Origin of the sequence: Clostridioides sp. ZZV14-6009 (assembly GCF_020658095.1) — a bacterium.
Taxonomy (GTDB): domain Bacteria; phylum Bacillota; class Clostridia; order Peptostreptococcales; family Peptostreptococcaceae; genus Clostridioides.
Genome location: NZ_JAGWDG010000010.1, coordinates 89,926 through 105,255 on the forward strand (window position 1 = coordinate 89,926; position 15,330 = coordinate 105,255).

At 28.4% G+C, this 15,330-nt stretch carries 13 protein-coding genes and 1 riboswitch; of the genes, 12 read left to right on the plus strand and 1 reads right to left on the minus strand.

The genetic code is table 11. The features are described 5' to 3' along the window. The first annotated feature begins 322 nt into the window (after positions 1-322). From KGF36_RS13310 to KGF36_RS13345, 8 genes are all read left to right on the plus strand, one after another. Complete coding sequence (locus tag KGF36_RS13310) at positions 323-1,297, plus strand: 2-keto-3-deoxygluconate permease (protein ID WP_227829602.1); 975 nt, start codon at positions 323-325, stop codon at positions 1,295-1,297. 77 nt (positions 1,298-1,374) lie between these two features. Beyond that, a complete protein-coding gene (locus tag KGF36_RS13315) occupies positions 1,375-1,680 on the plus strand; it encodes a UxaA family hydrolase (RefSeq protein ID WP_227829601.1) in 306 nt (101 codons plus the stop codon). Positions 1,681-1,855: 175 nt separating this feature from the next. After that, complete coding sequence (locus tag KGF36_RS13320) at positions 1,856-3,016, plus strand: UxaA family hydrolase (protein ID WP_227829600.1); 1,161 nt, start codon at positions 1,856-1,858, stop codon at positions 3,014-3,016. Between the two features lie 52 nt (positions 3,017-3,068). Beyond that, on the plus strand, positions 3,069-3,971 hold the full coding sequence (locus KGF36_RS13325) for a fumarylacetoacetate hydrolase family protein (RefSeq protein ID WP_227829599.1): 903 nt from the start codon (positions 3,069-3,071) through the stop codon (positions 3,969-3,971). Between the two features lie 81 nt (positions 3,972-4,052). Next, on the plus strand, positions 4,053-4,946 hold the full coding sequence (locus KGF36_RS13330; RefSeq protein WP_227829598.1) for a dihydrodipicolinate synthase family protein: 894 nt from the start codon (positions 4,053-4,055) through the stop codon (positions 4,944-4,946). A 122-nt stretch (positions 4,947-5,068) separates the two neighbouring features. Further along, positions 5,069-5,249, plus strand: a riboswitch (cobalamin riboswitch). A gap of 202 nt (positions 5,250-5,451) precedes the next feature. Then, complete coding sequence (locus KGF36_RS13335) at positions 5,452-6,582, plus strand: ABC transporter substrate-binding protein (RefSeq protein WP_227829597.1); 1,131 nt, start codon at positions 5,452-5,454, stop codon at positions 6,580-6,582. Between the two features lie 73 nt (positions 6,583-6,655). After that, positions 6,656-7,681, plus strand: a complete 1,026-nt coding sequence (locus KGF36_RS13340) for a FecCD family ABC transporter permease (RefSeq protein WP_227829596.1) — start codon at positions 6,656-6,658, stop codon at positions 7,679-7,681. Positions 7,682-7,683: 2 nt separating this feature from the next. Further along, entirely contained in the window at positions 7,684-8,880 is a 1,197-nt protein-coding gene (locus tag KGF36_RS13345; protein WP_227829595.1) for an ABC transporter ATP-binding protein, read from the plus strand. Between the two features lie 173 nt (positions 8,881-9,053). Here KGF36_RS13345 and KGF36_RS13350 read toward each other — a convergent pair whose 3' ends face one another. Further along, positions 9,054-9,779: a pentapeptide repeat-containing protein gene (locus tag KGF36_RS13350; RefSeq protein WP_227829594.1), complete on the minus strand. Its 726-nt coding sequence runs from the start codon at positions 9,777-9,779 to the stop codon at positions 9,054-9,056. 473 nt (positions 9,780-10,252) lie between these two features. Here KGF36_RS13350 and nrdE point away from each other — a divergent pair, with 473 nt between their 5' ends. From nrdE to KGF36_RS13370, 4 genes are all read left to right on the plus strand, one after another. After that, a complete protein-coding gene (gene nrdE, locus KGF36_RS13355; RefSeq protein ID WP_227829593.1) occupies positions 10,253-12,352 on the plus strand; it encodes a class 1b ribonucleoside-diphosphate reductase subunit alpha in 2,100 nt (699 codons plus the stop codon). A 12-nt stretch (positions 12,353-12,364) separates the two neighbouring features. Next, positions 12,365-13,336 carry a class 1b ribonucleoside-diphosphate reductase subunit beta gene (gene nrdF, locus KGF36_RS13360; RefSeq protein WP_227829592.1) on the plus strand — a complete coding sequence of 324 codons (972 nt, stop codon included), beginning with the start codon at positions 12,365-12,367 and terminating at the stop codon, positions 13,334-13,336. An 84-nt stretch (positions 13,337-13,420) separates the two neighbouring features. After that, positions 13,421-14,050, plus strand: coding sequence for a GyrI-like domain-containing protein (locus KGF36_RS13365; RefSeq protein ID WP_227829591.1), 630 nt, complete (start codon positions 13,421-13,423; stop codon positions 14,048-14,050). Positions 14,051-14,101: 51 nt separating this feature from the next. Beyond that, positions 14,102-15,001 (plus strand): helix-turn-helix transcriptional regulator, encoded by a 900-nt coding sequence (locus KGF36_RS13370; protein WP_227829590.1) that lies wholly within the window; start codon positions 14,102-14,104, stop codon positions 14,999-15,001. Positions 15,002-15,330 lie beyond the last annotated feature (329 nt).

A 15,330-nucleotide genomic window follows, 5' to 3' on the forward strand; every position in this document is an offset into this window, starting at 1 on the left:
TTTTATATATAAATATCGAAATATTATGAATTTAAATTATATAAATTGTGATATATAGATGTGAATTGAGAAAAATTACTTTTTATATTTTGCATATAATGAAGATAATTGATAACTATTGATATATTATCAGATAATTTGAAAAAATTTTGACAAAAATTTATTTTTTTTATTGACTCATAATTAGGAAAATGCTATCATTAATTCAAAGATTCGTAAATAAAAACTTAGTTCTTAAATACGAACCGAAACGGCCGTTAAAATTAAAGCTAAAAAATTTAATAAGAGTAATTAAATATCATGTTTTAGGAGGAGTAACTTTATGATAATGGATTTTATTAAAAAAATTCCTGCAGGTATGATGATAGTTCCAATGTTTATAGCAGCTTTCATTAATACATTTTGCCCAGATATTGTACAAATAGGTTCATTTACAACAGCAGTATTCTCAAGTGTTGGCTCTGCAACTATAATAGGGGTTCAACTAGTATGTCTTGGAACTCAGCTTCAATTTAAAGAAATGCCAAAAGTATTAAAAAGAGGAGGCATACTTCTTGGCTCTAAATTTGCTATAGGTGCTTTAATAGGTATACTTATAGGAAAATTATTTGGAATGGATGGAGTATTAGGTCTTACAACTTTGGCAGTTATAAGTGCAGTTACAAATAGTAATGGTAGTATATATCTCTCATTAATGACTTCATATGGAGATGAAACAGATTGTGCAACTATGAGTTTACTTACTTTGAACGATGGGCCATTTTTTACATTGATAGCTCTTGGAACTTCAGGACTTGCAAATGTTCCATTAATGTCATTATTGGCTGCAATTGTGCCAATACTTGTTGGTATGATAATAGGTAATTTTGACAAAAAGATGAAAGAATTTTTAGAACCAGGATGTAATTTATTAGTACCTTTTGTAGGATTTGCACTTGGAAGTAGTATAAATCTTGCAAGTATATTAAAAGGAGGTCTATCTGGAGTATTGCTTGGATTAATATCTGTGTTTGTAGGAGGTATATTTATAGTATTCTGTGATAGATTTATAGGGAAACGTCCAGGGTATGCAGGATGGGCTGTAGCCACAACTGCAGGGAATGCAATTGCTGTTCCTGCTGCTGTTGCATTAGTTGACCCAACATGGCAGCCATATGTTGCAACAGCTACAACTCAAGTAGCAGCTGCAGTAGTTGTTACTGCGATATTAGTTCCTCTTATAACTAGCTGGTGGGCCAAGAAGCATGGATGTCCTAAATTCCCAAAACAAAAAGATGATGGGACAATAGTAGCCTGATGAATACAGATATATAATTACTAAGATGATTTTGTATATTAATAAAATTATATTATTTATAAAGGAGAACAAAGATAATGATAAATGCAGTGATAATTGATGAAAAAGATAATGTTGCAGTAGCTATTGAGGCAATATCTAAGAACAGTGAAATTAAATTTAAATTAAAAGATAAAACAATAAAGACAATAACAGCTTTAGATGATATAACTATTTATCATAAATTGGCTATAAAGGATATGGCTGAGGGAGATAAAGTTACTAAATATGGAGAACACATAGGAGAAGCTAATCAAGAAATAAAAATTGGTCAACATGTACATATTCACAATGTTAAAAGTGTTAGGGAAGATTTAGATAAACAAATTGTATCGAACATATAAAGTAACATTTATAATTCAAGCAAAGTAGTATTTAGTATTAAATGATTAAAGTATTTTGTGTTGAATGATTGAATAAGAATGATTTTAGTTAGCTAATTAGCAATAAGAATAAAATTTATAGTACAAGAAAATCACATAAAGTATGATAAAGAGACTATTTTAGGAGGAAATCAATATGAAATTTTATGGATATAAAAGACCAGATGGAAGAGTTGGTATAAGAAATCACATATTAATATTACCTACAAGTGTGTGTGCATCAGATACAACGAGAATTATAGCCTCACAAGTTCAAGGGGCTGTTACTTTTAATAATCAAAATGGATGTTCTCAAGTAAGTTCAGACCAACAATTAACTATGGATGTTATGGCTGGATACGCAGCAAATCCTAATGTATATGGTGTAATAGTTGTGTCTTTAGGTTGTGAAAATTGTCAAAATGACTTGGTAGTTGATGCAATAAAAGAGAGAACAAATAAACCAATAAAGACTCTTGTAATACAAGAAGAGCATGGAACTTTGAAAACTATAGAAAAAGCTGTTCGTTATGCTAGAGAAATGGCACAAGAAGCTTCTTTACTTAGAAAAGAAGAATTTCCAATATCTGAACTTATATTAGGGACTGAATGTGGAGGGTCTGACCCAACAAGTGGGCTAGCTGCTAATCCGCTAATAGGAGAATTAAGTGATAGACTTGTTGATTTAGGGTCTACTTCAATTTTAAGTGAAACTACTGAATTTATAGGAGCAGAACATATATTAGCTAGAAGAGCAGTAAATGAAGAGGTAAAAGAAAAAATACTACATATAGTACATAGATATGAAAATTCATTAAAATTAGTTGGAGAAGAAGTTAGAGAAGGAAATCCATCTCCTGGAAATATAGCTGGTGGACTTACAAGCTTGGAAGAAAAATCACTAGGCTGTATACACAAAGGTGGGCACAGAGTAATAAGTGAAGTATATGATTATGCAAAGCAAATTGATAAGAAGGGTCTTGTAATAATGGATACACCAGGAAATGATGCTTCATCTGTTGCGGGTATGGTTGCAGGAGGAGCTCAAGTCGTAGTATTTAGTACAGGGAGAGGGACTCCATCAGGAAATCCAATAGCTCCAGTAATAAAAATAACTGGAAATAAAATAACTTTTGCAAATATGGAAGATAATATGGATTTTGATGCTAGTCCAGTTATATATGGACCACAGACAATGGAAGAATTGACAGATGATTTATTAAATCTAGTTGTAGATGTAGCAAATGGTAAGCAATCAAAAGCAGAATCACTGGGATATACTGAAATGGCAATAGCTAGAGTGTGTAATTATGTATAAAATATAGGACTTAAAAAGGTATGCATTTAGAATTTTACTAAAGGGTGATAGTATGAAGTTTGTTAGTTTTAGTAGTATTGAAGATACATCTAAAAAGGTAGGAATTCTCTCAAAGGATGAATTGTTTATTATCGATGTCAATTCCATAAGTCTTAGTAAATTTTTTATAGATGTAATTGATTTAATTCAAAGCGTATCTCAGGATGATATTATTAAGTTAAAAAATATTATAAGTGAAGAATCATTTAATGCCTATAATGTTTTTAAAAGAGAAAAATGCACTATACATGTTCCTATAGAAAAGCCAATACATGACATTTTATGTGTAGGAGTAAACTATAAAAAACATCTTGAAGAAACTCAAACTCATTTTGATAGTAGCTTTGAAGAACCTGAGAAAACAGTCTATTTTACAAAACGTGTGACAAAGGCAATAGGTCCAGAAGACGAGATAGATGCTCATTTTGATATAAATAATCAGTTGGATTATGAGGTTGAACTTGGAGTAGTAATAGGTAAAACAGGTGTTAATATAGAAAAAGAAGATGTAGAAGATTATATCTTTGGTTACACTGTGATAAATGATATTTCTGCTAGAAAGTTGCAAAAAGAACATGTTCAATGGTTTAGGGGAAAGGGATTAGATACATTTACATCTTTAGGGCCATGTATCTTACATAAAAGTGCAATTTCTTTTCCAGTAAAACTTAATGTATATAGTAGAGTAAATAATGAAGAAAGACAAAATTCTAATACAGAGTTATTCATATCAGATATCTCAGATATAATTTCACAACTTTCAAAAGGGATGACTTTAGAGGCAGGAGATATTATAGCTACTGGAACACCTTCTGGAGTAGGGATGGGCTTTTCTCCTCCTCGATATATGAATAGTGGAGATGTAATTGAATGTGAGATTGAAAGTATTGGAATATTGAAAAATTATGTTAAGTAAATGTTTTATTATATAATTTTAAAACATGGGCTATAAACATATTAAATGAACATATCAAAATAAATTTTAGGAGTTTAAATTATGAAAGCAGAATTTTTGACACCAGTTGTTACAATATTTGATGAAGACGGAAATTTAGATAGAGAAGGAAACAAAAAAGTATATGATTACCTTATAGATGGGGGAGTAGATGGTCTAGTTATAATGGGAAGTACTGGAGAGTTCTTTAATATGTCTATGGATATGCAAAAAGAGCTTATAGATTTAGTAATTAATCATGTCGATAAGAGGGTTAAAGTGTTTATAGGTACAAGTCGTATGTGTGCAGATGAGTCTATAGAACTTTCAAATTATGCACATAATAGTGGAGCAGATGGAGTTATGATAATAAGTCCTTATTATTTCTCACTTGATGATGATAGTATTGAACTGTTTTACAGTAAGATAGCTGAAAACACAGATGCAGAAATATACCTATATAATTATCCAGATAGAACTGGTTATGATTTAAGTCCAGAACTTACATTAAAGCTTGCAAGAAAGCATAAAAACATAGTTGGATATAAAGATACAGTAACTTTAATGGGACATACTAGAGATTTAATAAATACTATGAAAACAGAGTTCCCAAATTTTAAGATATATAGTGGATATGATGAAAATTTTATACACAACTTAATGTCTGGAGGAGCAGGATGTATAGGCGGTTTATCAAATCTAATTCCAGAAGTATGTTTTAAATGGACTGAAGCTTATAATAATAAGGATATGGACAAAGTTATTGAAATTCAAAAATATATTAATAAAGCAATGGATTTTTATTCAATAACAAATCCATTTATACCAGCAATGAAGAAAGCTATGAATATTAGAGGATTAGAAATAAGTGATTATGTAACTGCTCCATTTATAAAGCCAAATGAAAATCAAGTATGTAAAATTAAAGATTTGATGGATGAATTAAATATAAACTAGGAAGATAAAGAGGGTTTTAAATTGATTTTTATAGTCATTTTAAGCCCTCTTTTTGAGTGGATATATTAAATCAACCTTGCAAAGTAATTAACAATAAACTACAATTATCTTAATGAAAAATTAAATATAAATAATACTAGGGTACTATTTTAGTTTAATAGGGAAAGTGATGTAAATTCACTACAGCCCCCGCTACTGTATACGGATACAAAATCAAATCCACTGAGATTCATAGTAATTTTGGGAAGGTTGATGGAGGAAAAGCCGTGAGTCAGGAGACCTGCCCAGTATTACATAAATACAATTTAGGGTGGAGATTGTAGTTTATAATAAAATGAGATATCAATTCATTTTTTATAAAATTGATATAGAAGCTTCTCCTTGCTAATTTAGGAGAAGTTTTTTATTTTACTAAAAAGTTATATTTATAAAATTAATTTTAGTAAAATGTCTTTTTAAAATATATGTAGCCACTCATAAAAAATAAAATAATGGAGTGAAAGTAATGAAATTTAAATCAAATGTTTTAAAGCAGTTTTTCTTAATTGTAATGGTAGTTTTTTTCGTAGGAGGTATTGTAGGTTGTAGCAAAAAAGATAACAACAATGAACAAGTTAATAGCGGTGAAAAACTAGAATTAAAATATGCAAGTGGGTTTAGTGTTGAGAATTTAGAAGATGGAATTAAAAAGGTTGTTGATGGAGATAATAGAGAACTAATTTTGATTCCTAAAAAGATAAAAATACCTGAAAAATACAAGAATGCAAATATAGTTAGGACACCTGTGGATAATGTATTGATAGCATCTACAACACAAGCTTGCTCTTTAAGGACGATAGGTGAGTTAGATAGTATAAAAGCAGTAACAACAGAAGAACAATATTGGACTATCAAAGAAATTAAAAATTTAATGAAAGATGGAAAGATACATTATGTCGGTTCAAATTTAGCACCAGACTATGAAAAAATAGTAGACTTAAATCCTGACTTGACTATAGTGAGTAGTGGTTTATCAGAAGCAGATACAAAGTTTATAGATAAGTTAGAAGAATTGGGACTTAACTATGTTGTAGATAATGAATATAAAGAACAAAATCCATTTGGAAGAATGGAGTGGACAAGCTTAATAGCTGCATTTTATGATAAAGAGGATATAGCTACTAGTGAATTAGATAAAACAGTACAAAAAATAGAAGAAGTTAGTAAAAAAATAAAAAATAAAAGTAAACCTAAAGTTGTATGGGCGTCTGTATATGAAGGTAATGCTTATATAGCACCTAAAAATTCATATGTAGATAATATGATAAACATGGCAGGTGGAATAAATGCTTGTGCCTCAATAGATTCAAATGAAGGGCGAGTAAGTATTGAGCAATTGCACGAAGTAGCAAAAGATGCAGATATATTTGTGTATTCATCAAGTTCAGATTATGCACCAAATTTAGAGTCTATAAAATCTAGTGCACCAGTGTTATCTGATTTAGATGTTGTCAAAAAAGGGAATTTATGGGTGTTTGCTCCAGATTATTATCAATCGGTGGATAGGACAGATGAATTAATAGTAGATTTGGTTGAAATGTTTCACCCAGGTACTACTGGTGAAAAAATTAAGCATTATGTAAATTATGATAAGTAATAGATAAGATTAAATTAACAAGTAAACTTTATAAATTTGAGTTAATGTAGTTTTTAATAAGAGGAGTATATAGATGGACTTTATCAATAAAAGCAGAATTAAAAATACTACTATATTTATAACCTTAATTGTAGGCATAATACTTACTTTTTTGATATGTGTAGCATTTGGTTCTGTAAAAATCGAATTTAAAGAAATAATAGATGTTGTATTAAGAGGAATAGATAGTACAGAACACTATAAAATAATCTATAATATAAGGATTCCTAGAGTTCTTGCAACTATGGTAGGAGGTGCTTGCTTAGCAGTATCTGGTATTTTACTACAGATATTTTTCAAAAACCCAATAGTTGAACCATATATCTTAGGTGTGTCTTCAGGTGCCACTTTATCAGTAGCACTGATGATTTTAGGCGGATATACATTAGGATTTGAAAGTATAAATTCAATGAGTATATTTATAGCCGCATTTGTAGGAGCTTTAATTGTAATGTCTATAGTTATTCTATTTGCCAGCAAAGTAAAAAATATAACAACGCTTTTAGTTATAGGAATTATGACTGGATATGTATGTAGTGGAATAACAAATATATTACAATCATTTGCAAATAATGAAAAATTAAAAGAATTTACTATGTGGTCTATGGGAAGTTTCTCAGGATTTACATGGGAAAAAGTAGAAATACTTATGTTAGTCGGCATATTAGGTCTTTTGATGACTATATTCATAATAAAACCTCTAAATGCTTTTTTACTAGGGGAAGAGTATGCAAAGAGTATTGGTGTAAATATAAAATTTTTTAGATTTTTGGTAGTATTTATATCTAGTATACTAGCAGCAATAGTATCAGCATTTGCAGGTCCTATAGGATTTATTGGTCTTGCAGTACCACAAATAGCAAAATTGATATTTAGAACATCGGACAATAGAGTATTGATACCAGTAGTAATTCTTTTAGGAAGTATAGTTACAGCTCTTTGTGATTTAGTATCCAGAGTAATTTTGTCGCCAATAGAATTACCAATAAGTGCAATAACTTCATTATTAGGTGCTCCAATTGTAATAATGTTATTGATGAAAAGGAAGGATAGGGCTTAGACATGTTGAGAACTAATAATTTAAGTGTTGGATATGATAAAAAAGTAGTTGTAAGTGACATAAACATAGAGGTAAAAAATGGAGAAATATTATGTCTTTTGGGAAGTAATGGTGCTGGTAAAACTACTATATTAAGGTCTTTATCTAAACTCATAACACCAATAAGAGGTGAAATATATTTAAATGATGCAGATATAAATCATATCTCCAGAAAGACATTATCTAAAAAGATGGCTTTAGTACTTACAAATAGATTATTAGGAGATTTAATGACTGTACAAGATGTAGTTAATATGGGAAGATACCCTTATACAGGATTTTTTGGAAATCTATCTAAAAAAGATTTAATAATGGTAGATGATTCATTAGAATCTGTAAATGCACTTCATTTAAAAAAAAGATATTTTGATGAACTTAGTGATGGTGAAAAACAAAAGGTATTAGTTGCAAGAGCATTAGTTCAAGAGCCAGAAATAATAATATTAGATGAACCTACAACTCATTTGGATATAAAGCATAGATTAGAACTTATGAATATACTAAAAAAACTAAGTAAGGAAAAATCAATATCAGTAATACTTTCATTACATGAAATAGATATAGCGCTAAAAAGTTGTGATAAGGTTGTTCTTGTGAAAAACAACAAAGTTATAGCGTATGGTCAGCCAGAAGATATGGTAGATGAAAATATGATAAATTCACTTTATGAATTAGAGGATAAAAATTTTAACAGTTTGTTAGGTGCAGTAGAAATTAGCAATAAATCAAAAAATGAAGTTTTTATAATTGGTGGAGGTGGTAAAGCAACACCAATCTACAGAGCTTTTACTAAAAGAGGTATAGGTATATATTCTGGCATAATACATGAAAATGATATTGATTATGAAATTGGTAGGACTATGGGCATAAAGTTGTTTACAGAAAAGCCATTTGAGTCAATAAGTGATGAAAGTTTCGATTTGGCTATTAGAAATTTAAATAATTCTAAGATTATAATAGACACAGGATTTAGCGTAGGAGAAACAAATAAAAGAAATATAGACATTATAAAAGAGGCTTTAAAATTGGATAAAAAAGTTTATTCATTTAGAACTAAAAATGAGAGTAATAAATATTATAAGCATTTGAGTGATAATATAGAATATGTAGATAAAGTTTCTAAAATAGTGGATAGTATTGATAAAAATAATTTACTGTAAATTGTAATTTATGGCATATTTAGGAATGATAAAATATATAAAAGAGTATCGTAAGTAGATTTTTAAAGTACATTTTTAAAATCTCTAGATACTCTTTTTTAGAAATTATTTATTTAGTGATACATTTTTTACTATGTATTTTAAACTGCACACTTAAATAAAAAAATAATACTTTATAGATAACCAATAGCTTCATCTCTAGTTAAAAAAAAGTGAATTCCTGTAGTTGATTCTTTCCATCTATTTTCATGAAAATCTTCAGCTACCACCATTTCTCCTACTCGATATATAAAATTTTCATCAGCATATGCACGAGCACTTTTAAAAGATTCTTTACCATCTATGCTTGTAATTGATAGTACTTTTGCTTTGTCACATCTACAAGCATTTGATGTAGCAGATACTCTTTTTGCATCACTTGGTATCAATAATTGCACCATTCTAAAATTAAAACATTTTTTATAAGCTACAAATGCACCTGTTTCAGGACAGTACAATTTAAAAAAACGAGTACTTTCATCTGATACTACTCCATCCAATGTAGCATATTCCAAATTAGAATTTTCTAAATTAGTTCCTCTAATATCTGAGTTAGATAAATCACAAAATCTAAAATTGGCACCACCTAGGTCTGCATTTTTTAATATAGAATTTTTTAATGAACAATCTGAAAAATAAGAATTCTTAAAGCTAGAGTTTTCTAAATCTGCCTTTTCTAAATTTAAATTGATTAGGTCAGACCACGAAAAGTCAATATTACTTAAACAATATCCTCTTAAATCCATATTTTCTAATCTTACTTCTTTTAAATCTGCCCTTTCTCCATCATTATTATTTTTAAGCCACAAATAATGTTTATCAAGTATTTTTTCTAATTCTTGTTTAGAAACAGTTTTCATTAAAATCACCTTCACTAATTTATTTTTATATATTTAGTAGAAAAATAGTCATATATTTAATTATATAACAATAAATAAAAAACTTCTAAATAATATATAAAATATTAAATATCTTATTGAAGATTTATTATTTCTAGTAACATATAAACATTGAGTAAATATTTTTATGGTTTTATTTAGAGAATAAAGTAAAGAAAGGAAGATAATAACTATGATTTTAACTTCTTTAAATAAAAATAATATCAATGATATAATAATAAAAGTTTAGATATAAAAAAATTTGTGTATATACTATATGTAGTATATAATAGATAAAGCACTAACTATATGTAGTGCTTTTGTTTTTGAAAAATACTTATTATGCCCTATAATTATAGGTTGTTTTTGGAATTTGAACTGATAAATATTAAAAGAAATAATAAGTAAATTAAATGAAATTATAGCACAAGATTATGTTAAAAGGACGGTAAATAATGAATTGGATAGAGCTTAACAATCAAGTGATAATTAAAAATGAACAAGGGAAATATCAATTGGAAAAGGATAAGGAAGCCCTAAGTAGTTACATAGAAGAATTTATAAATCCAAAGTTAAAGAAATTTAACAATCTAGAAGAAAGATTGAAGTATTTAATGGAGGAAGGTTATTATTTAGAAGAAGTAATACATAAATACAGCATGGATTTTATCAAAAAGATATACAAACTTATTGAGGAACATAAATTTAAGTTTCAGTCATATATGAGTGCAAATAAATTTTATCAAAATTATGCATTAAAAAGTAATGATGGAAAAGAAATATTAGAAACGTATAATGAAAAAGTATTAATTGTAGCTTTAACATTAGGAAATGGTGATGAGAGTCTAGCTTTAAACTTGGCAGACAAAATAGTAAAACAAGAATTTCAACCAGCTACACCTACATTTTTAAATGCTGGAAGAAAAAGAGCAGGAGAAATGGTATCATGTTTTTTACTATCTGTAGAAGATAGCACAGAAGGTATTTCATATGCTATATCTTCATCAAATCATTTATCAAAAATAGGTGGAGGAGTTGCACTAAACTTATCTAAGCTTAGAGCATCAGGTGAATCTATTAAAGATATAGAAGGTGCAGCTGGAGGTGTTGTTGGAGTAGCTAAAATGTTGGAACAATCATTCAGCTATTTTAATCAGATGGGAGCTAGGCAAGGTTCTGGTGCAGTTTATCTCACAGTATTTCATCCTGATTTTGAATTATTGATGGATACTAAAAAGATAAATGCTGATGAAAAAATAAGACTTGCTACATTATCGCTGGGAGCTATTATACCTGATAAATTTATGGAGTTAGCAGAAAAAAATGAAGTAGCCTATGCATTCTATCCTCATACTGTGTATAAAAAGTATGGAGTTTACCTTGATGAGATAGAAATAAGTGAGTGGTATGATAGGTTAGTTAATGATGAAGATATAAGAAAAAAAGAAATAAATCCTAGACAAATGTTGACTAAAATAGCACAAATGCAACAAGAAAGTGGATATCCATATGTAGTGTACATAGATACAGCCAATAGGGAACATACATTGAAAGAGGTTGGTATGGTAAAAATGTCTAATTTGTGTTGTGAAATATTCCAATACCAAACATCTTCAGAAATAGAAGGCTATGGTGGAGAAAATAAATGGGGTCAAGATATAAGTTGTAATCTTGGTTCTTTAAATATAGCAAATGTTATGGACAATAAAACTATAGAAAGCACAGTTGAGACATCGATAAGAGCATTGACATTTGTAGCAGATAAAACAGACATAAAGCCAGTACCGACTGTAAATAATAGCAATAGCAAATCTCATTCTATAGGATTGGGAGCTATGAATTTACATGGATACTTAATAAGAGAAAATATTTTATATACTTCAGAGGATGCTATAGAGTTTTCTAATGTATTTTTTGCAATGATTAGATATTATTCAATTAAAGCATCTATGAAAATAGCTATAGAAAAAAATCAAACTTTTGAAGGGTTTGAAAAATCAGAGTATGCTAAGGGAAGAAAAAGCAAGGTATTATCAAAATACTATGAACAATCTTATCTACCTAAGTTAGAAAAGGTAAAAGCATTATTTGAAGGTATTTATATACCAACAAAAGAAGACTGGACAAAATTATTGGATGAGGTCAAAGAAAAAGGTATATATAATGCATATTTAATGGCAGTAGCACCAACTCAAAGTATTAGTTATGTTCAAAATGCAACATCAAGTATAATGCCAATTACTGAGCCAGTAGAAGTAAGAACATATGGAGATTCAACTACGATATATCCAATGCCATTTTTAACTAATGAAAATATGTTGTATTATCAATCAGCATATAGAATGGATATGAGGAAAGTTATAGATTTAGTATCAACAGTTCAACAACATGTTGACCAGGGAATATCAACAACATTGTTTGTTACAGATGAAAAGACAACTAGAGATATAGCTAGACATTACATATATGCATATAAAAAAGGTCTGAAAAGTTTATATTACACAAGAACAAAGATGACAAGAGACACTCATGAGTGTCTAGTATGTTCAGTATAGGGAGAGAAATATATGACATTTAAATTACATAAAACACATGATGCAGTTAATTGGAATAAAGAAGAAGATGGATTCACACAGGCTTTTTGGGAACAAAATGTAAAACAATTTTGGCTTCCTGAAGAAATATCTGTTTCTAAAGATATTAAGGTATGGAATGAATTAGATGATAATGAAAAAGATTTATATAAAAAAGTATTAGGTGGACTGACATTACTGGATACAAAGCAAGGGAATAATGGGATTCCATCGATGATGAGTTTAACAGATAATCTTCAAAGAAAAGCAGTTTTATCTTTTATGGGTACTATGGAAGAAATACATGCAAAAAGTTATTCTTCTATATTTATGACTTTGCTTTCTAACTCCGAGATAGATGATTTATTTGAATGGATAGAAACAGAGCCAACATTACAACGAAAGGCTGATTTAGTTTTAGCTCAATATGAAAATACTACAAACCAAAAGAATTTATATTTATCAATGGTTACAAGTGTGTTTTTGGAGAGTTTCTTGTTTTATTCAGGATTCTTTTATCCATTGTATCTGTCTGGTCAAGGAAAAATGGTTGCTAGTGGAGAAATAATATCACTTATTCTTAGAGATGAGTCTTTACATGGTAAATATATAGGACTTCTTGCGCAAGAAATATACAATTCATTTGACAATGCTGATAAGAAAAAATTAGAAGATAAGATGTATTCTATACTTGATATTCTTATGGAAAATGAGATAGAGTATACAAATGTAATATATAAAGATAGTGGACTTGAAGAAGAGGTTGTAGATTTTTTGAAATACAATGCAAATAGAGCTTTAGAAAATTTAGGATTTGAAAGACTTTATACTGTAAATGCTATCAATCCAATTGTGTTAAATGGACTTAGTACTGAAACTAAAACACATGATTTCTTTTCAACTAAAGGTAATGGATATCAAAAAGGGGTCTATGAAGAGTTAGAAGATGAAGATTTTATAATATAATTTATTTTATAAATTGTGACACACTGTTGTCACTTTTATCATGATAATATCAATGTATAAAATAAATATACGGAGGTATTTTTTATGAAGTATGAATGGAGAAAGAAAGATAAAAAGTTATATTTACCTAATGAGAATCCTGTAATAGTTGATGTACCAGAACAGAAATTTATTATGATAAAAGGAAAAGGAAATCCAAATGATAAAGAGTTTAGTGAGGCAATTGGAGTTCTATATTCTTTAGCATATGCAATAAAAACTATGCCTAAAAAGGGTATTGTGCCAGAAGGTTACTTTGATTATACTGTTTTTCCATTAGAAGCTATATGGGATAAAACAGAAGATAGTAAATGTTCAAGTACACTTATTAAGGAAGAATTGATTTATACTATAATGATACGTCAACCAGACTTTGTTACACAAGATTTATTAAGCAAAGCAATTGAGATAGTAAAAAAGAAAAAGCCACATAATCTGATTGAAAATGTTGAATTTGGAATTATTAATGATGGACTATGTGTTCAAATGCTTCATAGAGGTTCATATGATAATGAACCAGAGAGTTTTATTATTATGAATGAATTTTGCAAGAAAAATAAACTTATAAGAAAATCTGATATACATCGTGAAATATATATAACTAATGAAAGTAAAGTATCAAATGCTGATTTGTTGAAGACTGTTTTGCGTTTTGAAGTAAAAAAAGAGATGTAAGTATATATATTGCTTTATTGTTATACTATAATAAAGTAATGAGGTGATTATATGCAAAGTAATAGATTATTTGAAATTATTTATATCCTGTTAGATAAGAAAAGAGTCACTGCAACGGAGTTAGCTGAACACTTTGAAGTATCTAGACGAACTATTTGTAGAGATATTGAAATATTGTCATCTTCTGGTATTCCAATTTATACTGACAAAGGTAGAAATGGTGGTATAGGTATTTTAGATAATTTCACTTTTGATAAATCTATTTTATCTGAGCAAGAGCAGAATGAAATTTTAGCTTCACTGGAGAGCTTAAATGCACTTAAGTATCCAAATATTGATTCTACATTGGCAAAACTTAAACCTTTATTCTGCAAATCAGATACAAGCTGGATAAGTGTTGATTTTTCTCATTGGGGTAGTGATGATAGAGAAAAAGATAAATTTGTAAAGATAAAATCTGCTATATTAGATTGTAATATTATAACTTTTGAATATATAGACACTTATGGAAAAATAAGTTTACGCTGTGTAGAGCCACTTATGATTTGGTTTAAAGAAAAATCATGGTATCTTAAAGCTTATTGTCGTAAAAAAAATGATTATAGAATTTTTAAAATTATAAGGATGAGAAATATCTGCGTCTGTGAGCAGACATTTGTGAGGAGTATACCAACAGAAGTAGGAGAAATAAAAGAAAATGAGTATAAAAATATCAATTTGGAATTGAAAATTTCTAAAGATATAGGATATAGAGTATATGATGAATTTGATATTGACAATATATCAGATGATAACAATGGAAATTTTATAGTGACTGTACAATATCCACAAAACGACTGGATTTATGGATATATACTTTCTTTTGGAAAAAATATTGAGGTACTAGAACCCATAGATGTTAGAGATAAGATTTTACAGATTATTGATGATATTAAAATAAAATATTTGTGATTACTAAAAAAAGTGAAGTATTAATTATACTTCACTTTTTTTAGTAAATTAGCAAAGTATAATTTAGTTTTTTATCACATTTTTATTTTACATATATAGAATCAATGTCAAATTATCTATACTAATTGTGTATATATCATTATAAGTAGATTAATAGTAATATACATATGTTATTGTTAAAACAAATTGAATATATTATTTTAATATTGTAAGTAAAATAGTAATAATTTGTAAATAAACATTACTTTTTTAAGAAAAAATTAATATATTGACAAAAACTAAGTGCTCATTTAAACTAATAGTTGAGAATAATATTCAATATTAAATAA